At 70.8% G+C, this 21,105-nt stretch carries 19 protein-coding genes; 10 read left to right on the top strand and 9 right to left on the bottom strand.

The window, feature by feature from the left end; translation table 11 throughout:
• Positions 1-3: 3 nt before the first annotated feature.
• The 3 genes from AB0K36_RS26785 to AB0K36_RS26775 all read right to left on the bottom strand — a co-directional run bounded on the left by AB0K36_RS26785 (position 4) and on the right by AB0K36_RS26775 (position 2,934).
• Entirely contained in the window at positions 4-189 is a 186-nt protein-coding gene (locus AB0K36_RS26785; RefSeq protein WP_364599217.1) for a hypothetical protein, read from the bottom strand.
• 235 nt (positions 190-424) lie between these two features.
• Entirely contained in the window at positions 425-1,306 is an 882-nt protein-coding gene (locus AB0K36_RS26780) for a diacylglycerol/lipid kinase family protein (RefSeq protein WP_364599214.1), read from the bottom strand.
• A gap of 29 nt (positions 1,307-1,335) precedes the next feature.
• The gene (locus tag AB0K36_RS26775) at positions 1,336-2,934 is read right to left on the bottom strand and encodes an FAD-binding oxidoreductase (protein ID WP_364599211.1); all 1,599 of its coding nucleotides are present in this window, start codon (positions 2,932-2,934) and stop codon (positions 1,336-1,338) included.
• 85 nt (positions 2,935-3,019) lie between these two features.
• On the opposite strand from AB0K36_RS26775, the gene AB0K36_RS26770 reads away from it, so the two are divergent.
• Both AB0K36_RS26770 and AB0K36_RS26765 read left to right on the top strand, forming a co-directional pair.
• The gene (locus tag AB0K36_RS26770) at positions 3,020-3,619 is read left to right on the top strand and encodes a TetR/AcrR family transcriptional regulator (RefSeq protein ID WP_364599208.1); all 600 of its coding nucleotides are present in this window, start codon (positions 3,020-3,022) and stop codon (positions 3,617-3,619) included.
• Positions 3,616-5,241, top strand: a complete 1,626-nt coding sequence (locus AB0K36_RS26765; protein WP_364599205.1) for a glycerol-3-phosphate dehydrogenase/oxidase — start codon at positions 3,616-3,618, stop codon at positions 5,239-5,241. Before AB0K36_RS26770 ends, AB0K36_RS26765 begins: the two co-directional genes overlap by 4 nt.
• 151 nt (positions 5,242-5,392) lie before the next feature.
• Here AB0K36_RS26765 and AB0K36_RS26760 read toward each other — a convergent pair whose 3' ends face one another.
• On the bottom strand, positions 5,393-5,806 hold the full coding sequence (locus AB0K36_RS26760) for an SRPBCC family protein (protein ID WP_189472241.1): 414 nt from the start codon (positions 5,804-5,806) through the stop codon (positions 5,393-5,395).
• 399 nt (positions 5,807-6,205) lie between these two features.
• Here AB0K36_RS26760 and tgmA point away from each other — a divergent pair, with 399 nt between their 5' ends.
• Both tgmA and tgmB read left to right on the top strand, forming a co-directional pair.
• On the top strand, positions 6,206-6,397 hold the full coding sequence (gene tgmA / locus AB0K36_RS26755) for a putative ATP-grasp-modified RiPP (RefSeq protein ID WP_159682530.1): 192 nt from the start codon (positions 6,206-6,208) through the stop codon (positions 6,395-6,397).
• Positions 6,398-6,409: 12 nt separating this feature from the next.
• Positions 6,410-7,339 (top strand): ATP-grasp ribosomal peptide maturase, encoded by a 930-nt coding sequence (gene tgmB / locus AB0K36_RS26750; protein ID WP_189472245.1) that lies wholly within the window; start codon positions 6,410-6,412, stop codon positions 7,337-7,339.
• Between the two features lie 90 nt (positions 7,340-7,429).
• On the opposite strand, the gene AB0K36_RS26745 is transcribed toward tgmB, so the two are convergent.
• Positions 7,430-7,828 (bottom strand): DnaJ family domain-containing protein, encoded by a 399-nt coding sequence (locus AB0K36_RS26745; protein ID WP_364599200.1) that lies wholly within the window; start codon positions 7,826-7,828, stop codon positions 7,430-7,432.
• A gap of 716 nt (positions 7,829-8,544) precedes the next feature.
• Between AB0K36_RS26745 and AB0K36_RS26740 the strand changes: the two genes are divergently transcribed.
• Entirely contained in the window at positions 8,545-9,339 is a 795-nt protein-coding gene (locus AB0K36_RS26740) for a CAP domain-containing protein (protein WP_364599197.1), read from the top strand.
• Between the two features lie 127 nt (positions 9,340-9,466).
• On the opposite strand, the gene AB0K36_RS26735 is transcribed toward AB0K36_RS26740, so the two are convergent.
• On the bottom strand, positions 9,467-10,297 hold the full coding sequence (locus AB0K36_RS26735) for a DUF427 domain-containing protein (RefSeq protein WP_364599194.1): 831 nt from the start codon (positions 10,295-10,297) through the stop codon (positions 9,467-9,469).
• A gap of 516 nt (positions 10,298-10,813) precedes the next feature.
• Between AB0K36_RS26735 and AB0K36_RS26730 the strand changes: the two genes are divergently transcribed.
• On the top strand, positions 10,814-11,803 hold the full coding sequence (locus tag AB0K36_RS26730) for an aldo/keto reductase (RefSeq protein WP_364599230.1): 990 nt from the start codon (positions 10,814-10,816) through the stop codon (positions 11,801-11,803).
• Positions 11,804-11,987: 184 nt separating this feature from the next.
• Positions 11,988-13,418, top strand: coding sequence for an amino acid permease (locus tag AB0K36_RS26725; RefSeq protein ID WP_364599191.1), 1,431 nt, complete (start codon positions 11,988-11,990; stop codon positions 13,416-13,418).
• A gap of 92 nt (positions 13,419-13,510) precedes the next feature.
• On the opposite strand, the gene AB0K36_RS26720 is transcribed toward AB0K36_RS26725, so the two are convergent.
• Positions 13,511-13,990, bottom strand: coding sequence for an SRPBCC family protein (locus AB0K36_RS26720; protein WP_364599188.1), 480 nt, complete (start codon positions 13,988-13,990; stop codon positions 13,511-13,513).
• A gap of 684 nt (positions 13,991-14,674) precedes the next feature.
• Between AB0K36_RS26720 and AB0K36_RS26715 the strand changes: the two genes are divergently transcribed.
• Entirely contained in the window at positions 14,675-15,640 is a 966-nt protein-coding gene (locus tag AB0K36_RS26715) for an NAD(P)H-dependent flavin oxidoreductase (RefSeq protein ID WP_364599185.1), read from the top strand.
• Between the two features lie 41 nt (positions 15,641-15,681).
• Here AB0K36_RS26715 and AB0K36_RS26710 read toward each other — a convergent pair whose 3' ends face one another.
• A complete protein-coding gene (locus tag AB0K36_RS26710) occupies positions 15,682-16,242 on the bottom strand; it encodes a hypothetical protein (RefSeq protein ID WP_364599182.1) in 561 nt (186 codons plus the stop codon).
• 711 nt (positions 16,243-16,953) lie between these two features.
• Here AB0K36_RS26710 and AB0K36_RS26705 point away from each other — a divergent pair.
• On the top strand, positions 16,954-18,639 hold the full coding sequence (locus tag AB0K36_RS26705) for a ribonuclease J (RefSeq protein ID WP_189472259.1): 1,686 nt from the start codon (positions 16,954-16,956) through the stop codon (positions 18,637-18,639).
• Between the two features lie 117 nt (positions 18,640-18,756).
• Complete coding sequence (locus AB0K36_RS26700; RefSeq protein WP_364599179.1) at positions 18,757-19,485, top strand: spermidine synthase family protein; 729 nt, start codon at positions 18,757-18,759, stop codon at positions 19,483-19,485.
• A 79-nt stretch (positions 19,486-19,564) separates the two neighbouring features.
• On the opposite strand, the gene AB0K36_RS26695 is transcribed toward AB0K36_RS26700, so the two are convergent.
• On the bottom strand, positions 19,565-21,064 hold the full coding sequence (locus AB0K36_RS26695; protein ID WP_435877938.1) for an FAD-dependent monooxygenase: 1,500 nt from the start codon (positions 21,062-21,064) through the stop codon (positions 19,565-19,567).
• Between the last annotated feature and the right edge of the window lie 41 nt (positions 21,065-21,105).

The raw sequence follows: 21,105 nt of genomic DNA, 5'->3' as shown, positions 1-21,105 counted from the left end.
CCGTCAGCGCTTCTTCGGCCGCGGTGTGGGAGGCGCGAGGAGCAGCTCGTGGCTGCCGCCTGACAGTGCGAGCGCAGCGCATTCGCGAGTGTCACGGTAGAAGCCTTCCGCTTCCACCGGGTTGAGAGCTGCTTCGACATCGGTCTGCAGGACCTTGGGGTCCTTGACCTCAGGCTTGGTGAAAGACATGCCACCATCCCCTTAGCGGGAGGAATGAGCAGTTGCCCTTCCAGTGGAACGCAGGCTGTGACGCCTCGCAAATGGCGCAGAGCATGACATTTTTGTCCATGGTTCAAGTGCCGGGCGGCGGTTGAACGGGAAACCGCCCGGCACCAACGGACGGCGCCACAAGGCTGGTTGACGGCGGCGTAAGCGGGTACCCGCCCCCCGGCCCGGCGCCGCCCGCCCCAACGGTGCCCCGGTCTCAGCAGATCACGTTCAGCGCGCCCGGCTGGACCCTGACCGTCACGGGAAGGGCCGCGTCGACCTCGCCGTCCGCGCCGTAGGGCACACTCCGGTCGGCCTCGATACGGATCTCCCGGCCTCTGAGGATCTCCACCTGCGGGCGTTCGAGGTGCGCTCCCGTCTTCAACTCGTTCATCATCGCGAAGAACAGCCGTTTGGGGGCGTGAGCGATGACGACGACGTCCAGCAGGCCGTCGTCGAGCCGTGCGCCCGGGGCGATGTTGCGACCGAAGCCGTAGAACCCCGAGTTGGCCGCGACGACCGTGTACCCACGCCGTTCGTACTCGGTCCCGTCGACCGTTATGCGGTACGCGGCGGGCCGCCAGCCGAGCACGGCCCGCAGACCGCCCGCGTAGTAGGACGCGGCGCCCCGCAGCAGGCGCGACGTGTTGGCGTGCCGGTTGGCCACGGCGTCCACGCCCGCGTACACGCTGCCCAGCACCGACGTTCCGGCGTGGACGGCGGAGGTGACCTCGATGGTGTCGACCGGCCGCGGTGAGCCGTTCAGCAGCAGGTCCGCCAGTTCCTCCGTCCGTGAGGGCAGGCCCAGCGCCCGGGCGAAGTCGTTGCCGCGCCCGGCGGGGACGACACCGAAGACGGCGTCGGAGCCGCTGAGCGCCCCGCCGACGCGGCCGGCCATGCCGTCCCCGCCGACGGCCAGCACGACGTGCCCCTGCCCGGCGGCCTGCCGTGCCACGTCCTGGGCGTGCTCCAGGCTGCGGCTGTACTGCGTGTCGAACGCTGCCCCGCCCTCCCTCAGGAGGCGGGCCAGCGGGAGCAGGGCCGCCGTACCGCTCGACCCGCCCGCGGCGGGATTGACGACGGCGGTGAACTGTCGCATGAATGCGCCTCCGGAAGGCAGGGGGCCGGTCAGCGGACGGGGAGGAGTACGCCGGGGTTGAGTGTCCCGGCCGGGTCGAGCTCGGCCTTGAGGGCCTGAAGGATACGGACCCCGAGCGGGCCGATCTCCCGCGCGTACCAGTCGCGGTGGTCGGTGCCGACGCCGTGGTGGTGGCTGATGGTGCCCCCGGCCGCGATGATCGCGTCGTTGGCGGCCCGCTTCGCGGGCGCCCAGTGGGCCACCGGGTCGTCCCCCTGCGCGCTGACCACGGTGAAGTACAGCGACGCGCCGTTCTCGTACACATGGGATATGTGGCACATCACCAGGGGAGGCGTTCCGGCCTCGGTCAGTGTGCCGGTGAGTGCCTGGCGCACCGCTTCGTAGAGCCCCGGCAGGGCGGACCAGAAGCACGCCGTCTCCAGCGTCTCCGCGAAGGCGCCCGCGTCGAGCAGCGAATCGCGCAGGTAGGGCGCGTTGTAGCGGCCGTGCGCCCAGCGCTCGCCGGGTTCCTCGCCGACGTACTCGCCACCGCAGGCGAGCAGCACCTCCCGGGCCCGGGCGCGCCGGTCGGCGGTGTCCTGCGCGGTGCCCTCGTAGCCGGCGATCGCCATACAGCCGGCGGGCGTCCCGCCCTCCTCCGTGCTGCCGATCCGGTCGGGCTGAGCCAGACCGACGAAGGTCTCCGTCTCGTCCGACAGGCGCAGCACGGTGGGGCGGGGGCCGTCCTGGGCCAGCCTGCGCAGGGCCGTGGCGCCGGCTTCGAACGACGCGAAGCGCCAGCCCTCGTAGACCCGTGTCTCCGGCAGCGGCCGGACGCGTACGGTCACGGAGGTGATCACCCCGAGCGCGCCCTCGGAGCCGAGGACGAGCTGCCGCAGGTCGGGGCCGGCTGCGGAGCGCGGGGCCCGGCCGACCTCCAGGGTCCCTTCCGGGGTGGCGAGGGTGAGGCCGAGCACCATCTCGTCGAAGCGGCCGTAGCCGGCCGAAGCCTGGCCGCTGGAGCGGGCCGCGGCGAAACCGCCCACGGAGGCCCACTCGTAGGACTGCGGGAAATGGCCGAGCGTCCAGCCCAGCTCGCCGAGCAGCTCCTCGCACCGCGGTGCGCGCATGCCCGGCTGGAGGACCGCCGTGCGGGAGATCTCGTCGACGGAGAGCAGCGCGTCGAGCCGGCGCAGGTCCAGCGCGACGAAGCAGGGCTTGCCCTCGGGGGCCAGCCCGCCGACGACGGAGGTGCCGCCGCCGAAGGGGACGACGGCCACCGCATGTTCGGCGCACGCGCGCAGGACGGCCGTCACCTCGTCGTGACTGCCCGGCAGCACGACGGCCGCGGGGATGTCGTCGACGTCGCCGGCCCGGATGCGCAGCAGGTCGGGCGTGGACTTGCCGCGGGTGTGCCGGACACGGCTCTCCGCGTCGGTGCACACATACGCCGCCCCGCCCACGCACTCGGTGAGCGCCGCGTGCGCGGCGGCGGTGAGCCCGGACGGCGGCACGCCGATCTCCTCGAGCGAGGCCGGGCCGCTCTCGCGGGGTGTCACGCCGAGCAGATCGCGCAGCAGGCCGGTCACCGTGTCCGGCAGCGAGGCCGCCTTGGCCGGGTCGCCCCAGCCGCTCCACAACATGTCCACTGGGGCTGTTTCCTCACCATCGGTTCTGCGGGGTGTTCGCGGGGCGCACTGCCGCGCGGCCTGCACTGGCATTACACTGTGACAGATGACGCCCATTCGTCACAACCATTCGGACGGAGACGCCGTCCTCGACGCGGCACGCGACTGCGTCCTGGCCGTCGGCGTACGCCGGACCACCCTCACCGACATCGCCCGGCGCGCCGGGGTCTCCCGCATGACCCTGTACCGCCGCTGGCCCGATGTGCGCACCCTCGTCGGCGACCTCATGACCAGGGAGTGGATCGCCCTCGCCGTCGGCGCCATGCCGGCCCCGGAATCCGGCGCACCCGCACGACGGAGACTGGTCGAGGGGCTGGTCGCCGGCGTCACCGCCTTCCGCGCCCACCCGCTCTTCCACAAGATCATCGACGTGGACCCCGAGCTGCTGCTCCCGTACGTCCTCGACCGCCGCGGCGCCAGTCAGGACGCGCTGCTGGGACTCATCGCGGGCGGCCTGGCCGAGGGGCACGCCGACGGCTCCGTGCGCCGGTCCCACCCCGACCGGCAGGCCCGGTCCCTGCTCCTCGTCGTGCAGTCCTTCACGCTCTCCCTGCGCACCATGACCGAAGAGGACGAGCCCGAACTCGCCGACACGGCCTTCCTCGACGAACTGCGGACCATCCTGGAGAGGACCCTCACACCATGAGCCGCCCGAGCCGTTCGAGCCGCCCCGACCGTGCCGCCGGGGCGGCAGCCGGGTCCCCGCTCCAAGGGCCGCGGGCGGCGTCCCTGGACGCCGGACGCCGCAGCCGCGAACTGTCCCGACTCGCCGAAGGCGCCACCGTCGACGTCCTCGTCGTCGGCCTCGGAGCCACCGGCGCCGGAGCCGCACTCGACGCCGCCTCCCGCGGACTCACCGTCGCCGCGATCGACGCCCACGATCTCGCCTTCGGCACCTCCCGCTGGAGCTCCAAACTCATCCACGGCGGCCTGCGCTACCTCGCCACCGGCCACCTCGACGTGGCCCACGAGAGCGCCGTCGAACGCGGCATCCTCATGGAACGCACCGCCCCCCACCTCGTGCGCCCCCAGCCCTTCGTCCTGCCGCTCACCCCACTCGTCTCCCGCGGCCAGGCCGCCGTGACCTGGGCGGGGCTACGCGCCGGCGACCTCCTGCGGGCCTCCGCCCGCACCTCGCGCACCACCCTCCCCGCGCCCCGCACGCTCTCCGCCGTCGAGACCCGGCACATGGCACCCGTACTCCGCCCGACCGGGCTGCGCGGCGGCCTGCTCTCCTGGGACGGCCAACTCACCGACGACGCCCGCCTGGTGACCGCCGTCGCCAGAACCGCCGCCGCCCACGGCGCCCACATCCTCACCCGGACCCGCGCACTCGCGGTGAGCGGAACCGGCGCCCGCGTCCGCGACGAACTCACCGGCGAGGAACTGGAGATCCGGGCCCGTACCGTCATCAACGCCGCGGGCGTATGGGCGGGCGGCCTGGTCGACGACGTCCGGCTGCGCCCCTCCCGCGGCACCCATCTCGTGCTGCGCTCCGAGGACCTGGGCGGCCTCACCGCCGGCATGCACATCCCGATCCCCGGGGAGTCCAACCGCTTCGTCCTCGTCCTGCCGCAGGGCGACGGCAGGGTGTACGTCGGACTCACCGACGAACCGGTCGACGGGCCGGTGCCCGACGTTCCGGAGGTGCCGGAGACGGACATCGGCTTCCTCCTCGACGTCCTCGGCTCGGCCCTCGACGCACCTCTGCGCCGCGACGACGTGGTCGGCGCCTTCGCCGGCCTTCGGCCGCTCCTGGACACCGGCCCGGCGGCAGGCTCCGCCGGACCCGGCCGGACGGCCGACATCTCCCGCCGGCACGCGATCCTCACCTCGGCCGGCGGCGTCGTCACCGTCGTCGGGGGCAAGCTCACCACCTACCGGCGCATGGCCCAGGACGCCGTGGACGCCGCACTCGTCGCGGGCGGCGTGAGCGCCGGCCCCAGCCGCACGGCCGCCCTGCCGCTCGTGGGGGCCGCCCCGCCCGGCGTGCTCGCCAGGCTCGACGCGCCCCGGCGCCTGGTCCGCCGCTACGGAGTGGAGGCACCGGCCGTCCACGCCCTCGGCCTCGACGACCCGGCCCTGGCCGCGCCCGTCGTCCCCGGCCACCCCGTCACCAGGGCCGAACTGGTCTGGGCGGTACGGCACGAGGGCGCCCTCGACGAATCGGACGTGCTGGACCGGCGTACCCGCATCGGCCTCGTCGACGACGACCGCCGGGCGGCGCGGGACGCGGCCCGCGACGCGCTGGAACGCTGCTCGTCCTGACCTGTGCCGGCCGACGCCGGTTCCCCGCCGGGTCAGGGCCCCGGGGGAGGGCAACGGGACGGTCGTCCTCCTCAGGGGTCGGCCGGCGGCGCGTCCGGTCCGAGCGGCTTCTGGTGCTCGGCCGGCGGCGCCTTCGAGGTGAGCAGGTGGTTCAGCCGGCGGCGCCTTCGACCCTGATCCGCACCTGCTCCTCCAGCCGCCTCAGACTCTGGTCGAGGGCGTCGTTCACGGCCTTCTCCCCGGGGTCGTGCGACTCGTCGAAGAACGACAGGTGGACGGTGACCTCGCTGGCGCCGGAGCCGATTCCGGCGACCTGGAGCCATCCGGCGTAGGCGCCCCCGTTCCGCGTTCCCCACTCGACCCGCATCTGGTCCTTCTCGGCCTTCAGCAGCGCGGGGGTGTCCTCGTCCGTGCGGTCCTCGTGCACGGTGACCGCGGGCAGTTCCTCGGCCCTGACGTGCAGGGCCTCGGGCAGCCAGCTGTCGAGCTGGTCCACTCGGGCCGCCTGGTCGTAGACATGCTCGGGGAGGGCGGGCATCGTGTGGGAACGCTCGTATTCGCTCATCAGTGCACCATTCCTTGCTGATCCATCGAAAACGGAATCCTCGACGAACGCTTGCCCCGACGGCACGACTTGAAGCTCCGACGCCGATCGGCCCACCCGTTCGCCGGGATGTCCTGAATCGAGGAGGTTTGGAGTGTCGTCTGGGTCACGTTGGGGCCATGCTGTGAAACCTGTGGGGCTGATGGTGCGTCTGTCTTGACGGCGCCGGGAGGCAGCGGAAGGCAGCGAAGGGGCGGCGGGGGTGCCGCCGCGGAGCTGTCGGCCGATGGCCTCAGGTGGGGGAGCCGCAGAGGAACAGCATTCACATGGTCACGGTGCGTAATGAAACCATTACTTCTCAAACACGTACTGTCACATGAGGAGCCCGGGCAGGCGCGCACGGGCAGGGGAGGATCAGACATGAAACCGTTCGCGTGGAACTACGCACGCCCCGCCGAGCCGGCCACGGGTATCGAGCCCTATGCGTACGACGCCGCCTTGCAGTTGAACGTGCTGCCCGACGGGAGGCCCGCCATCATGGACCGGGGTCTGCTCGCCGCTGCGGGGACGACGACCTCCAAGGCCGGCTCCGCGACCCACTTCGACGACTGACCGGCGTGCGACGTGACAGTGCTGGTGCTCACGTGCGAGGCGGATGTCACCGCTGACATGGTCGTGGCGGAACTGCACGAACAGGGCGTCCCGCTCGTCCGGTTCGACCCCGCCGACCTCCCTGGCACAGGCGCTCTCTCCGCGGAGTACGTGCGGGGGGAGTTCCGCGGCTACCTGTCGATCGGCGGCCGTGTGGCGAGCATGCAGGGCCTGCGGTCCGTCTGGATCCGCAGGCCCGGTGAACCGGCGGCCCACGCCGCCGAACCCTCCGAATGGCTGAGCGTCGAGACCGCCCACGCCCTGTACGGAATGCTCGACTGTACGGGCGCGCGGTGGATGAACCATCCCAGCGCCGCGGCCAAGGCCCGGCGTAAACCGTGGCAGTTGCGCGTCGCGCACCAGAGCGGCTTCCCGGTGCCGGCCACGCTGCTCACCACCCATCCGTCGATGGCCCGTCAATTCGCGGAGCAGTACCGGAACGTGGTCGTGAAGTCGGTGTCCGGGAAGTCGCCGGGGGATCCGCCGATGGCGCTGCCGACCACGCTCGTGCCGCCGGACGCCGACTTCTCCGGTGTGGCCGCGGCGCCGACGTTGCTGCAGCGCTATGTCGCCAAGCGTGCCGATGTCCGGTTGACCAGTGTGGGGGACCAGCACTTCGCCGCCCGCAAGGCGGCGGAGCCGGGTCAGGTCGACGGCCGTTACGGGGACACGGGCCACGAGTGGGAGCCGGTGGAGGTGCCGGCCCAGATCGCCAGGGCCGTCGAGGCGTACAAGAAGCAGGCCGAACTCGCCTACGGGGCCTTCGACTTCGCGGAGGACTCGACGGGCACGTGGTGGTTCCTCGAGTGCAACCAGGGCGGGCAGTTCGGTTTCGTGGAGCTGGAGACGGGGCTGCCGATCGCGCGTGCGGTTGCGTCGTGGCTGGGCGCCGAGCCCATGTGACCGGGCGGCGGGCGCTGCGGCCGAGGGTGACGAGTCGGGCTCCAGGGCCGGTTCCGCGGTTGCCGGGAGCTGGGGCCGCGGCTGCGCAGTTCAGGTGCGGCCGCGCCGCCACTCGTCGACGACGGCTTCCACGTCGTACGGCTTCAGCCCGAGGGGCGGCCCGGGCGGTGGCCGGCGGATCGCTGCCGCGATCTTCTGGTTGATGTTCTCGACGATGCGCCGGACCGTGGATTCCGACGGTGCCCGCGCGGCCTTCTCCAGTGCCTCTTCCGCCTCCTTGCGCAGTGCGAGCGTCGGCGGAAGGAAGCCGAGCCCCTCGCGGTGCATCTTCCCCTTGATCCACCACATCTCGTCGTAGGCGTCCCCGGCGGCGGGAAGGGGCCGGCCGAAGCCAGGCAGATCACGGAACTCGCCGCGCTCCGCGGCTTCGCGGATCTGTTTGTCGACCCAGGACTCGAAGCTGACGCCCGGCGGTTTGCGCTCGGTCATGCGTTCCAGCGTACGTCGCCTCCTGGCGGTCGGCAGACACCCGGATGCGCCCGTCCCGTACCCGGCCACCAGCCCACCCACCAGCGAATCGCCGCGCTCGACACCCAGCCGGTATGACTACGCCGCGTGGTCCTGGACGGTGCCGATCCGCGCGTCGCTCGGCCATGACCGCCCTCATGGGCGGGACAGGGACCTGGTCGCCAGGGGCCCGAGGCGATGCTCGGAAGCCATGGCGGTGATGGCGGCAGCACGACCGGCGCGGCGGGGGCATGCCCCTGCCGCGCCGGGTCGAGGTGAAGCGGAATCAATGGTTCCGTGACATGTGCCACAGCGGATTCGGGACACAAGGAGGGTCGATAGTAGATGTCACCCTTGGTGACATAGGGTTATTTGTCCCTTTCGGTAGGGACATACCCCGCACATCGTTCGACGGTCTTCCCGCCTCCTCGCGGATGTGCCCGCCGACCCGGCGGCGAACGTCTTTTGGCGGTGCGTCAAAAGGTCCGCAAGGTTCCGCGTGCGGGCCAGCACGGCCTCGCGCTCATGGCAAGGACGGCCCGGATCTACGACCCCAGGTAGTAGCCGGCGCTCGTTGCCCTCCGCGCGCGGCCGTCCTCACAATGGCTGCCCCGCAAACGGCGCCGCCGCAGGTCGCACACAGACGGGCCGGGCCAACAGATCTCGGTGGCGCTCCGCGATGACAATTGAGGTCACACATGAGCAAGCACCGCAGAACGACGCACTACCGGAAGATAACCATCGCCGCCGTCGCCGTGGCGGCCGTGGGCGTGCCCTCTGTCGCCATGGCCTGTATGGACGGGCAGGGGAGCCAGGACAGCCGGTCCCACGACAGGTGGCAGAGTGCGCATTCCGGCCAGCGGTGGGACGGGGACGACTCCGACCGTCGCTGGGACAGGGACAGGGACAGGGCCGACCGGCGGTGGGACGGGCGCAAGGGGGACCGTAAGCCGACCACGCCCGGGTCGCAGACCCCCACCACGACGCCTACCACCCCGAAGCCGGCGGCGCCCAAGCCCACCGCGACGAAGCCGACGGCGCCCAAGCCGACAGCGCCCGAGCCGGTGACCCCCAAGCCGACCGCACCGTCGACCGCTCCGGCCACGGACGCGCCGGCCTCCGGCAACGTGTCCCGCGTCGTGGCGCTCGTCAACAGCGAGCGCAGCAAGGCCGGATGCTCCCCGGTGACGTTGAACGCGAAGCTCACCAAGGCCGCGCAGGCTCACAGCGAGGACATGGCGGCCCACCGGAACATGTCCCACACGGGCTCCGACGGATCCGACGCGGGCGCCCGGATCACGCGCGCCGGATACACCTGGAGCACGTACGGCGAGAACGTCGCCTACGGTTATGCGACTCCCGAGAGCGTCATGGCGGCCTGGATGGCCAGTCCCGGCCACAAGCGCAACATCCTCGACTGCGGGTTCAAGGAGATCGGCGTCGGCCTCGCGCAGCCCGACAACTACTGGACCCAGAACTTCGGCACGGCCTGACAGACGCACTGCCAAAGGTCGGCGCATCGGCGCGAGGCCCCTGCCGTGCTCGAACGGCGGGGGCCTCGCCGTTCGAGCACGGCAGGCGGTCGTCACGCCGTACGGCCCGGTGTCAGCGACCCCTGCGTCAGGACGCACCGCGCGACGGCGTGCTGAAGAACGAGACGGGGCGCTTCAGGCGCTCGCCGTCCACGACGATGTCGACGGACTCGTTGTAGAAGGCCACCCGGTCCTTGATGATCTCCACAGAAGGCAGCGGATCGGGGTAGCTCCAGGCGATGTCGGGCCGTACGTCGCCGCTGCCCGCCCACGACCAGTAGTCCGTCGCCACACCCTTGTACGGGCAGCGGGTCCGCGAACCGGTCGGAGTGAAGAGTTCGAGGCGGACGTCCTCGCGAGGGAAGTAGTAGCGGACCGGCAGGTGCGTCTCGAACAGCAGGACAGGCGTCCGCGTGTCCGCCACGACTGTGCCCTCGATCTCCACCTGGACGTGCCGGCTGCTGGGCAGGGCGTCCACCCGCTTATGAGGATCGCGAGGGTGCACGAAGATCTCCTCGTCCTCTTCGTACCAGTGGTCGAGCACGTCCCGCCCGAACCACTCGAAACAGACGTGACCCGCGAGTTCCTCACCGGGGTAGGTCCAGGCCGCCGCCGGGATTGTCCCGTCGGCGAGCACGAGATCGTAGAAGAGCGTCGCGCCCCCATGACGCCGGGGGTTGGCCGGCCGCACGGTCTCCCGCAGCAGATCCATACGCACGTCACCGGCCGGGAAGGCGTACAGGGGTACGGGACGACCGGGCTCCCACACGAGCACCGGCCGGCGGCTGTCCACGACCGTGACGTCCCCCTTCGTGGCACGCACCCAGCGTTCACTCGGCTCCCAGACCACGCTGTCGATCGTCTCGGACCCGCGGCGTACGACCGGCACGGATTGCGCGCTCCCATCGCGTGTGGTCATCGCTCTCTCCTCCTCGCTCCGGCAGCGGCCCGCCGGAGGTCGTAAGCACCGGCGCCGCGGTGCCGCGCCGTCATCCATGTCCACGCTGCTCCGGATCACGGCCGCACGCAAACGTCCTCTCCGACTCGACCCGACCCGACTCGACCGACCCGAACCCGACCCGACCGGCCGAACCGGCGCGGCTTCGGCGGCAGGCGCAGAGCGGTCCTTGACTTGGAGTGCACACAAAGACCTAGCGTTCATGGCACGGCCCCACCGAGAAGGTGCACGGCCCCACCGAGCGCGGTGCCCCGGCCTTCCCATGCCGTCGCGCCGAGCGCCACGTCACGGCTTCGAGATGCCGACTCGCGGGATCTGCCGCTCCCTTGGTACGTGGGGCGGTCGGGACGGCGAGGCCGCGGGCGCGGAGTGCGCTGTGCCGAGGGACGACGCGCCGCGGAAGCGCGCGGCGAGCTCCAGGGCGCGTCTCGCCCACCGAAGAGAAGATCAAGACAGCGACGAAAGGCTTCGATGACCATGAAGCAGCGCAAGCTTCGGGACCTTGAGGTGTCCGCCATCGGTCTCGGCTGCATGGGGATGTCCGCCTTCTACGGTTCCACGGACGAGGACGAGGGCGTCGAGACCATCCGGCGCGCACTCGAGATCGGTGTCACCTTCCTCGACACCGCGCAGATGTACGGGCCGCTCACGAACGAGACGCTGGTCGGCCGCGCGGTCCGGGGACACCGGGACGAGTACGTGATCGCGACGAAGTTCAACTACCGGATGGACGATGCCGTCCCGGGCGACATGAGCACGGTCGGGCGGCAGGACGGTTCGGCGGAACACGTACGCAGTTCGGTCCACGGCTCACTCGAACGGCTCGGCACGGACTACATCGACCTGTACTACCAGCACCGTGTCGACCCCCGCGTGCCGATCGAGGAGACCGTCGGTGCCCTGGCGGAGCTGGTCGCGGAGGGCAAGGTACGCCACATCGGTCTGAGTGAGGCGGGGGCGGAGACGATCCGGCGCGCGAACGCCGTCCACCCCGTCACGGCGGTCCAGACCGAGTACTCGCTGTGGACCCGCGACCCGGAGGCCCAGGTACTGCCCGCCTGCCGCGAGCTCGGCATCGGGTTCGTCCCCTACTCGCCGCTGGGGCGCGGCTTCCTGGCGGGCCGGTTCTCCTCGCCGGACGAGCTCGACGAAGGAGACTTCAGGCGCAGCGGCCCCCGCTTCACCGGCGACAACCTCAAGACGAATCTCACGCTCGCCGAGAAGGTGAAGGAGATCGCCGCGGAGAAGGGCGTCACAGCGGCGCAGCTCGCGATCGCCTGGGTGCTGGCACAGGGCGACGACCTCGTCCCGATCCCGGGCACCAAGCGCCGCAGCTACCTCGAGCAGAACGCGGCCTCGCTGGACGTCGAACTGACCGAGGAGGATCTCGCACGCATCGCCGCCGAGCTCCCCGAGCCGGCCGGCGAGCGCTACGACGAGGCCGGCATGAGGACCGTGGACATCTAGGACCTCTCGTTCGGATCACGAGGCCCACGCGGCGCGGGCCGGGCGCCGGTCCGTGACGGTGGTGTCCGGCGAACCTCCCCGGAACCGTCACCTCAGCGGCACCGCATGTCGTCTCCCGCCGGCGGCCGGCCTGGGCCATCATGAGCCGCCATCGGACGACAGCAGTCTGCGAAGAGGTGAACTCATGGCAGGGCTCCGGACGGGTCAGGGCGTATTGCGCCGTAAGCCCATCGAACAGATCGAAGAAGGCGCTCCGAGCGAGCAGCTCACCAGAACGCTCGGCCTCGGGCAGCTGACGGCCATCGGTGTCGGCGGCATCATCGGTGCAGGCATCTTCGCCCTCGCTGGCGCCGTCGCGAACGGCACCGCGGGGCCCGCGGTGCTCGTCTCGTTCCTGATCGCGGGCGTGGCGAGCGCGGCCGCGGCCTTCTCGTACGCCGAGTTCGCGGGACTGATCCCGAAGGCGGGTTCGGCCTACACCTACGGCTATGCCGTGCTCGGCGAGCTGGCGGGGTGGTTCATCGGCTGGGACCTGCTGCTGGAGTACACGGCGATCGTGGCGGTCGTCGCCATCGGGATCTCGGGCTACTTCGGCTTTCTCCTGGGAGCGCTCGGGGTGGACCTGCCCGCGTGGATGCTGGGCGCGCCGGGCACCGGGGAGGGGCACCAGGTCGATCTGTTCGCGATGGTCCTGTGCCTGTTCACCGCGTACCTGCTCACCCTCGGGATCAAGAACGCGGCCCGGTTCGAGACGGTCGTCGTGGTGCTGAAGGTCCTGGTCGTCCTGCTGGTGATCGTGGTCGGCTTCTTCCACATCGACACCGCCAACTACAACCCGTTCTTCCCGTACGGCGTCGGCGGGGCGTTCACGGGTGCGGCGACCGTCTTCTTCGCGGTGTTCGGGTACGACGCCATGTCGACGGCGGCCGAGGAGTCCAAGGACGCGCAGCGCCACATGCCGAAGGCGATCATGTACTCGCTGGCGATCTCGATGGTGCTGTACGTGCTGGCCTGTCTGGTGCTGACGGGTATGCAGAACTACTCGGAGATCGACCCGGAGAGCGGCTTCTCCACGGCCTTCGAGTCGGTGGGGCTGCCCGGCCTCGCGAACCTCATCGCGGTGGGCGCGATCATCGGCATCCTCACCGTGATGTTCACGTTCATGCTGGGGGTGACCCGGGTGTGGTTCTCGATGAGCCGTGACGGGCTGCTGCCGCGCTGGTTCGCGAAGACCCATCCGACGCGGCACGTGCCGGTGCGGGTGACGTGGATCGTCGGGGTGGGCTCGGCGCTGATCGCCGGATTCCTGCCGATCGGCGAGGCCGCGGAGCTGACGAACATCGGCATTCTGCTGGCGTTCGTGGTGGTGTGCATCGCGGTGATCGTGCTGCGTTACCGGCAGCCGGACCTGCCGCGGAAATTCCGCTGTCCCGGGATGCCGTTCGTCCCGGCGATCGGTGTCGCGTTCTCGCTCTGGCTGATCACGTTCCTCGCGTGGCAGACCTGGCTCCGGTTCGCGGTGTGGCTCGCGATCGGCCTGGTGATCTACTTCGGTTACTCGTACCGGAACTCGAACCTGGCGAGGGAGAGCGAGGCGGGGCCCGAACAGCCGTGACATGACCGGCCGGCCGCCCCCGCCGGCGGCTCGCCGGTGTCAGAGCTTCCGTACCGGTCTTGGCCGGGGGCACGGCGGTGCGGTCCGTGGCGTCAGTGACGGGCGGGGCCGTGGGGAACCGGCGCCTCACGGGCCTCGCCGTGCTCACGTACCGCGATCCTGGCCAGCTTCGTCAGCATCATGCCGTTGCGGATCGCGACGACGTAGTCCACGGGGAGGCCGTGCATCCGGGTGCCGGGGCCCCGCAGAGGGTGCCAGTCGAGGATGAAGAGGGTGTTCTCGCCCCAGGGGATCAGGTTCATGGCGATGCGGGCCGCGCCGAGGGGATCCGCCTTCGCCTCCAGTTCCAGGCGGTGGTGCGGTTCGCAGATGCGGACGACGCAGGTGTCGTCGAGGGTCAAGGGGCCTACGCCGACGCGGACTTGCAGGCGGGCGCCCACTTCCGGCCAGTGCGGGTCCGCGGCGAGAACCTGCTGCGTTCCTGTCACCCACTCCCCGTAGCGACGGCCGTCGGACAGCAGACTCCATACCTCGGACGGTGAGCTCAGGATGAGACGGCGGTTCCGGGCCACGCTGACACGCCCCTTCTGATGTCGGAGGACTGGGAGTGCCGCAGGTCCTGACTCCCGGGAGGAGACCGTCCATCCGGCACGGCAGGCGCTGGTCAACCGCGAAGCCCGCGACCCCGGCTCTGCTCCGGCTCCTCGAACCCGAGCGAACGCCGCAGCGGCACGGAAGGCCTTCTCAGCTGCTCAGCGTGCTTCTCGACACTAGCCGGGCGGCAGGCCACGGGCATGCGCAGCCGGCGGGCCGATGGGCACCCGGCGTACGCACACGGGGACATCGGGCCGCGATGACGGGAGCGCAGGCGTCGGCCCTCCCGTGGGGAGGGCGGGAGGGACGGCGGGGGATCGCCCCTGATCAGGGGGAACCTGCCGCACAGCATGGCACCAATTCCAGCCACAGGGCAGGGCTGTGCCGGCTTGAATTCGGGCAAGGAGTCGACGCGTGCCTGACCGACGACACTGCCGCCCGGCCAGGGGCTCCCCGGCCTCACCGGTCTCCCTCTCCACAGGCGCGAGCCGGAAGACAGCGCGTGGGGTTGCCACCGAATGGTTGATTGAGCGTGCGGAACCAGCCCCCGGCCGTCGTCGTCCGGGCAGCGTTCCGGCTGCCGCGGGCATGATGGCCATGGTCAGGAGCGGCGTCGAGGAGGAAGCCTCCACGTCCGCTCTGGGATGCTGCCGGAGGCGCACATGCTGTCGACGCCCGTCTGCCAACTGCTCGGTATCGATGTACCTGTCCTCTGCGCCGCCTTCGGACCCTGGGAAGAGGTGGCGCTGGCGGCAGCGGTGTGTGAGGCGGGAGGTATGGGCAGCCTCGGCAGCGCATTGCGTGCCGTCCCTGAACTGAAGGAGCAATGGGCCGGGCTACGGCGGCTGACGGATCGCCCGTTCGCGATCAACCACACCACGCGGCCGTTCGACGAGGACGCCTTTCAGGCGACACTGGAGGAGCGCCCCGCCGCTGTCTCGTTCCACCTCGCGGTACCGCCCGACTTGATCGCCCGGGCCCACGACGCGGGCATCCTGTGGATCCAGCAGGTGTCCGACGCCCGTCAGGCGGCCGCGGCCCTTGAGGCCGGTGCCGATGTCCTGGTCGCGCAGGGCGGTGAGGCGGGAGGTCACGGTGGTGACGTCGGCACGATGGTGCTGGTGCCTCAGATCGTCGACATGGCCGGGGACACCCCCGTCATCGCCGCCGGTGGGATCGCCGACGGGCGTGGCTTGGCGGCGGCACTGGCCCTCGGCGCGCAAGGCGTTCTGATGGGGACTCGCTTCCTCGCCTCGGCGGAGATGAGCGTGTCGGACGAGTGGAAGCAGCGGATCGTCGATTCGGACGCCGTCGATGCGGTGAAAGTGATCAACAACGAGCGGATCATGCCGCCGTTCAATCGACCCGGCAGCTTCGGTGTGCCGCGGTCGCTGCGTACGCCGCTGGTGGACGCCCTTCGTCAGCACCCCGAACAGGTCGACCCGGCCGAGACCGTGCCGCGGGTGATGGAGGCCGTGCGGGCAGGACGCGGAGACGAGTACCTGCCGTTCACAGGTCAGTCGACGGCGCTCGTCCACGACGTCCTTTCGGCCCGCGAGATCGTGCAGAGGACCGTGCGTGAGGCGCGGTCCGCCCTCGAACAGGCAGCTCGCGCCGTCCGAACCTGACCCGGCCGTGCTCGCACCGGCGTAGTGGCGGCCCGGGCGGCTCAGGCGGCGGGTGTCAGGCTCCGCTTGGCGGCCGAGGCGATGTGGTGGCGGGTCACCCGGGCGCACTCGTGCCAGAACGGCACGGCGGTCAGATAGGCGCCGAGTACGGAGAGGACGCCGAGGGAGACGTCCACGCTGAGGCGTCCTTGCTTGGCCCAGTAGACGTCCTGCAGGTCGAGGAGCAGGGCGAATTCATCGGCGATGAGCGCCGTTCCTGCGCCGTAGGCGGCGGCGACGGCCGGGTGGCCGACGGCGCGTTCGTCGCCGCGTACGGCGATGATCCCGATGCAGGCGAGGGTGCCGATGCCGATGTTGTAGTGGTGCAGGTGCCGGCCGCCGGCGGAGATGTTCCCCCAGGGCAGCCAACCGCCGCGGATGCCGTGGGTGATGGTCCGCACGGTTCCCCACGTGACGCCGAACGCGATCCATGTCACGATCAGCGATCTCTTCGTGGGGCTGAGGTGCCGGCTTGCCGACTCGCGCCACCGGGTGACCAGCCTCGGCCCGTGCTCGTTCGGTCGCCCGTGCCGGTTCAGTTGCTCGGAGGTGTCACTGACCATGGGGCTGACCTCCCACAGCCGGATTGCGTGGATCCCCGACGGGAGAAGAGCGAACCGCGTCACCGACGGCGCTCATGCAGCTGCGGCAGTAGTCCTCACGGTCGTTCGCTCCCTCCGGTGCCGGTGCCACGCTGAAGATCCGCGCGCACATGGTGTTGCCGTCGCCGTCGACGGCATGCCACAGGAGGCCGGTGCCGGTCTCCGTCGCTACGTGCTCGGCGCACATGTTGTACATCGGCCACCTCCCGGTCGAACGCTGTTGCGGTCCGCCTCAAGAGAAACCCACCTCGGTCGAGGTGGCCATTCAAACGATCCGAACCGGTGAATCGAGAGATCGACGAGGTCCGGGGCTCCTGCCGCGAAGCGACATCACCCCAGCGGCCGCTCCGGCGTCACCCTCGCGAGGGATACCCCGGTCCCGGCCCGGAGGACCCGTCGCTGGTCGGCCCACCGCCGGGGCGGCCCGGGGCGGTCGGCCGGGGCGGAGCCGTGCGCATACGGCAGGCCGGTCGGTACGGGAAGGGCACGTTCGTTCCCGCCGCAGTCAGCGGCGACATCGTCCTGACCACAGGCACGTCGGCTTCGGCGCCGAGGAGCACCTGGTCGGGGCCGTTGACGGTCGGCCGGAGCACCGCCGTCCATTGCGGTGGACCGTGTCTCCGTGCCATCCCCAGTGGATCACTTCCCACGGACTGTCGGTAGCGTCAGGGTATGAGTCATCCGCATCCCGAATTGAAAGCTGCTCCTCCGCTGCCGGCAGGAGGACTGAGAGTCGTCGCGCTCGGTGGACTGGGCGAGATCGGCCGCAACATGACGGTGTTCGAGCACGCCGGAAAGCTGCTGATCGTCGACTGCGGCGTCCTGTTCCCCGAGGAGACACAGCCCGGAGTGGACGTGATCCTCCCGGACTTCACCTCCATCCGCGACCGCCTGGACGACATCGTGGGCATCGTCCTGACACACGGGCACGAGGACCACATCGGGGGCGTACCCTATCTGCTGCGCGAGCGGTCCGACATTCCGGTCGTCGGATCGAAGCTGACCCTGGCCTTCCTGGAGGCCAAGCTGAAGGAGCACGGCATCAGGCCGCGCACCGTGCGGGTCCGCGAGGGCGACCGGCGCGGGTTCGGCCCCTTCGACTGCGAGTTCGTCGCCGTCAACCACTCCATCCCGGACAGCCTCGCCGTGGCGATCCGTACCGGTGCCGGCATGGTGCTGCACACCGGTGACTTCAAGATGGACCAGTTCCCGTTGGACGACCGGATCACCGACCTGCGGGCCTTCGCCCGGCTCGGCGAGGAGGGCGTGGACCTGTTCCTCACCGACTCCACGAACGCCGAAGTACCCGGATTCACCACGTCCGAACGCGAGTTGAACCCCGCGATCGAGCAGGTCATGCGCACCGCTCCCCGGCGCGTGATCGTGTCCAGCTTCGCCAGCCATGTGCACCGCATCCAGCAGGTGCTCGACGCAGCGCACCAGCACGGGCGCAAGGTCGCCTTCGTGGGCAGGTCGATGGTCCGCAACATGGGCATCGCCCGTGATCTGGGCTATCTGAAGGTCCCCTCCGGGCTGGTCGTGGGGATGAAGGAGCTGGAACAGCTGCCGGACCACAAGATCGCCCTGGTGTGCACGGGATCGCAGGGCGAGCCGATGGCCGCACTCTCCCGTATGGCCAACCGCGACCATGTGATCCGCATCGGGAAGGGGGACACGGTCCTGCTGGCCAGCTCCCTGATCCCGGGCAACGAGAACGCCATCTACCGGGTGATCAACGGCCTGACCCGCTGGGGCGCCAACATCGTCCACAAGGGCAACGCCAAGGTCCATGTCTCCGGCCACGCCAGCGCCGGGGAACTCGTCTACTGCTACAACATCGTCAAGCCCCGCAACGTCATGCCCGTGCACGGCGAATGGCGTCATCTGCGGGCCAACGGCGATCTCGCGGTGCGCACCGGCGTGGACCCGGACCGCGTGGTGATCGCCGAGGACGGAGTCGTCGTCGATCTGGTCGACGGGCGCGCCTCGATCACGGGCAAGGTGCCCGCGGGCAACGTCTACGTGGACGGCATGACGGTCGGCGGCGCCACCGAAGCGTCGCTCAAGGACCGCGTCACCCTCGCGGAGGAGGGCGTGGTGACGGTGGTCGCGATCGTGGACGCCGACACCGGGGCGCTCGCGGAGGCACCGGACTTCCTGGCCCGTGGGTTCGTCCACGACGACACCACCTTCGAGCCCGTTGTCCCGGTGATCGAGAAGACCCTGGCCAAGGCGGCGGAGGAAGGCGTCGGCGACGCCCACCAGCTCGAACAGCTCATCGCCCGAGCGGTGGCCAATTGGGCCTTCCGCACCTACCGCCGCAAGCCCCTCATCATTCCGGTGATCATCGACGCCTGACCGGCGCCGAGCGCGGGTTACGGGCGGCGACTCGCCCGCAACCTGGCCGGTCCCGCGCGGGCCGGGCCGCATGAACCGCCCGGCCCGGCAGCCGGCGACGAAGAAAGGGAGCAAGGGATGAGCGCGCGTTTCGCCGAGCTCGACTGGAAGCCGACGCCGATGGGCGACATCTCTCTGCGGCGCCGGCGGGACCCGCGGTCAGGTGACGACGTGTACGAGGTGAAGCTCGGCGACGAGTACCTCATGTCCAGTCTTTTCACAGCGGGCGAGATCGCGCTCGCCCGCCTCGGCCTCGCGGCTCTGCCGCAGACCGGACTGGACGTGGCCGTCGGCGGTCTCGGCCTCGGATACACGGCACGGGCCGCCCTCGACGACGCCCGGGTACGCTCGCTGATCGTGGTGGACGCGCTCGCCGAAGTGATCGGCTGGCACGAGCGCGGTCTCGTACCGTTGGGGCCCGGCCTGGTGGAGGATCCGCGCTGCCGGCTCGTTCACGGCGACTTCTTCGCCGGCGTCGGCGACGGCGGTGGCCTCGACCCGGAGGACCCGGACCGCCGTTTCCACGCCGTCCTGCTCGACATCGACCATTCGCCCCGTCAGGTCCTGCACCCACGTCACGCGGCGCTCTACCGGCCGGAAGGGATGCGCGCCCTGGCCGGCCGTCTGCGGCCGGGCGGGGTCTTCGCCCTGTGGTCCAACGACCCGCCCGACGAGAGCTTCGGCGCCGTGCTGGCGGACACGTTCACGCAGTCCGAAGCCCACGTCGTCGCTTTCGACAATCCGCTGCAGCACGGCACGGCCACCAACACCGTCTACGTCGCCCGGAAGGGGCCCGACGGACCGTAGACGGCGGCGAGCCGGTGGTGCGGAGAGCCGGTCGAGACGGGAGTCCGGCACCGCGGGAACCACGTACCGTCCCACCGGCTCAGTGCACCTTCGCAAGGCCACCGGCGATCGCGGCGAGCAGGCTCTCGCCGTGGGCGGCGGAGTCCGCAGCCCAGCAGACGTGGCCGTCGGGACGGATGAGCAGGGCAGCAGCGCCAAGATCGTCGGTGCATGTGGCACGGACAAGGTCGACCCGTGGCGGGAGCCGGAGTCCGGACGGGACGGTTCCGGCCAGATCGAGCAGGACCGCGTGCCCTGGGCGGAACAGCGCCGACAGCCGGGCGGGACCGGCTTCGGTCACCAGGTCGGCATCCGGCACGCGCCGGCCGGTGAGCGGATGCTCCCCGGACAGCTCGTAGCGCAGCGAGAGGCCGGACACCAGCCCCGCGAGACGGCGGTTGGCGTCGGGCAGCCGCAGCAGGTCGATGAAGATGTCACGCAGGGCGGCCACGTCCTCGCTCGGGTTCGGGTCTGCCAGGACCCGCTGCGCCGACGTGTGGTGCAGGACCTGGGCTCCGACCGGATGCCGTTCGGCGTGGTAACTGTCCAGCAGGCCGCTCGGCGCCCGGTCCTGGACGACCGCGGCCAGCTTCCACCCGAGGTTGAACGCGTCCTGAATACCGAGATTGAGACCCTGACCGCCCAGCGGCGGGTGGATGTGCGCGGCGTCGCCCCCGAACAGGACGCGGCCCGTGCGGTATTGCTCCAGTTGCCGAGTGGCGTCGGAGAACCGGGAGGAGTTCTCCACCGAGCCGAGGGTGGTCTCATGGCCGTACACGGCCTGAAGCGCGGTGGTGATCTCCTCGGGGGTGACGGCGATGTCGCGGGTGGTGTCGGTCCGGTCCGCGCGCCCGAAGGTGAACCGGTACCGGTCGTCGCCGAGAGGGACGAGCATGGCCCAGTAACCACCCGCATGACGGGTCAGGTCGCTCATATGCCCGATCTGCTGCGGCACCAGCGACGACACGGCGGTCAGGCGGATGTCTGCCAGTACCGCCTGTTGCGTCCCGGGCCTGCCGGGAAACGGCAGCCCGAGCAGTCTCCGCACCGTGCTGTGGCCACCGTCGCACGCCGCCAGGTAGCGGGCCCGCACCCGCAGACCGCCCGCGGTGACGACCACACCGTCGTCGTCGGACTCGACGCCTGAGACGGCGGTGCCACGCAGAACCCGCGCGCCGACGGCGATCGCCCGCCCTTCGAGCACTTCCTCGATCTCCCACTGAGGGATCGCGATCGGGAAGGGATGCCTGGTCCGCCACGGGGTGCAGTCCAACGGCACGGGCAGGGCCGCGAAGTGCCCGCCCGCCGGCTCGCCGGGCACGGCGTGCCGCAGCAAAGGGTCCAGCAGCCCGCGCGACTCCAGCAGTTCGGCGGTGCGGGGCTGGATCCCGCCGCCCTTCACCTGCTCTGCGCGCTGACGCAGCTTCTCCAGCACCAGGGTCCCGACCCCGGCCAGAGCCAGTTCGTACGCCAGCATCAGTCCCGTCGGGCCGGCGCCCGCGACGACGACCTCGGTCTCGATCTCGGTCAACACCTTCACTCCGTTCCCATCTCTACCCTGGGGTAAATGTATACCAGGTG

This window comes from Streptomyces kurssanovii (assembly GCF_040677245.1).
Lineage (GTDB): Bacteria > Actinomycetota > Actinomycetes > Streptomycetales > Streptomycetaceae > Streptomyces > Streptomyces kurssanovii.
This window is presented reverse-complemented; position numbering and strand designations above follow the sequence as displayed.

Excerpts from the sequence above, each read along its gene's own strand:
- AB0K36_RS26780 (WP_364599214.1), bottom strand. The coding sequence starts at position 1,306 with ATGCGACAGTTCACCGCCGTCGTCAATCCCGCCGCGGGCGGGTCGAGC.
- AB0K36_RS26770 (WP_364599208.1), top strand. The coding sequence starts at position 3,020 with ATGACGCCCATTCGTCACAACCATTCGGACGGAGACGCCGTCCTCGAC.
- AB0K36_RS26725 (WP_364599191.1), top strand. The coding sequence starts at position 11,988 with ATGGCAGGGCTCCGGACGGGTCAGGGCGTATTGCGCCGTAAGCCCATC.
- AB0K36_RS26735 (WP_364599194.1), bottom strand. The coding sequence starts at position 10,297 with ATGACCACACGCGATGGGAGCGCGCAATCCGTGCCGGTCGTACGCCGC.
- tgmA (WP_159682530.1), top strand. The coding sequence starts at position 6,206 with ATGAAACCGTTCGCGTGGAACTACGCACGCCCCGCCGAGCCGGCCACG.
- AB0K36_RS26740 (WP_364599197.1), top strand. The coding sequence starts at position 8,545 with ATGAGCAAGCACCGCAGAACGACGCACTACCGGAAGATAACCATCGCC.
- AB0K36_RS26705 (WP_189472259.1), top strand. The coding sequence starts at position 16,954 with ATGAGTCATCCGCATCCCGAATTGAAAGCTGCTCCTCCGCTGCCGGCA.
- AB0K36_RS26745 (WP_364599200.1), bottom strand. The coding sequence starts at position 7,828 with ATGACCGAGCGCAAACCGCCGGGCGTCAGCTTCGAGTCCTGGGTCGAC.
- AB0K36_RS26785 (WP_364599217.1), bottom strand. The coding sequence starts at position 189 with ATGTCTTTCACCAAGCCTGAGGTCAAGGACCCCAAGGTCCTGCAGACC.
- AB0K36_RS26710 (WP_364599182.1), bottom strand. The coding sequence starts at position 16,242 with ATGGTCAGTGACACCTCCGAGCAACTGAACCGGCACGGGCGACCGAAC.
- AB0K36_RS26730 (WP_364599230.1), top strand. The coding sequence starts at position 10,814 with ATGAAGCAGCGCAAGCTTCGGGACCTTGAGGTGTCCGCCATCGGTCTC.
- AB0K36_RS26700 (WP_364599179.1), top strand. The coding sequence starts at position 18,757 with ATGAGCGCGCGTTTCGCCGAGCTCGACTGGAAGCCGACGCCGATGGGC.
- AB0K36_RS26715 (WP_364599185.1), top strand. The coding sequence starts at position 14,675 with ATGCTGTCGACGCCCGTCTGCCAACTGCTCGGTATCGATGTACCTGTC.
- AB0K36_RS26760 (WP_189472241.1), bottom strand. The coding sequence starts at position 5,806 with ATGAGCGAATACGAGCGTTCCCACACGATGCCCGCCCTCCCCGAGCAT.
- AB0K36_RS26765 (WP_364599205.1), top strand. The coding sequence starts at position 3,616 with ATGAGCCGCCCGAGCCGTTCGAGCCGCCCCGACCGTGCCGCCGGGGCG.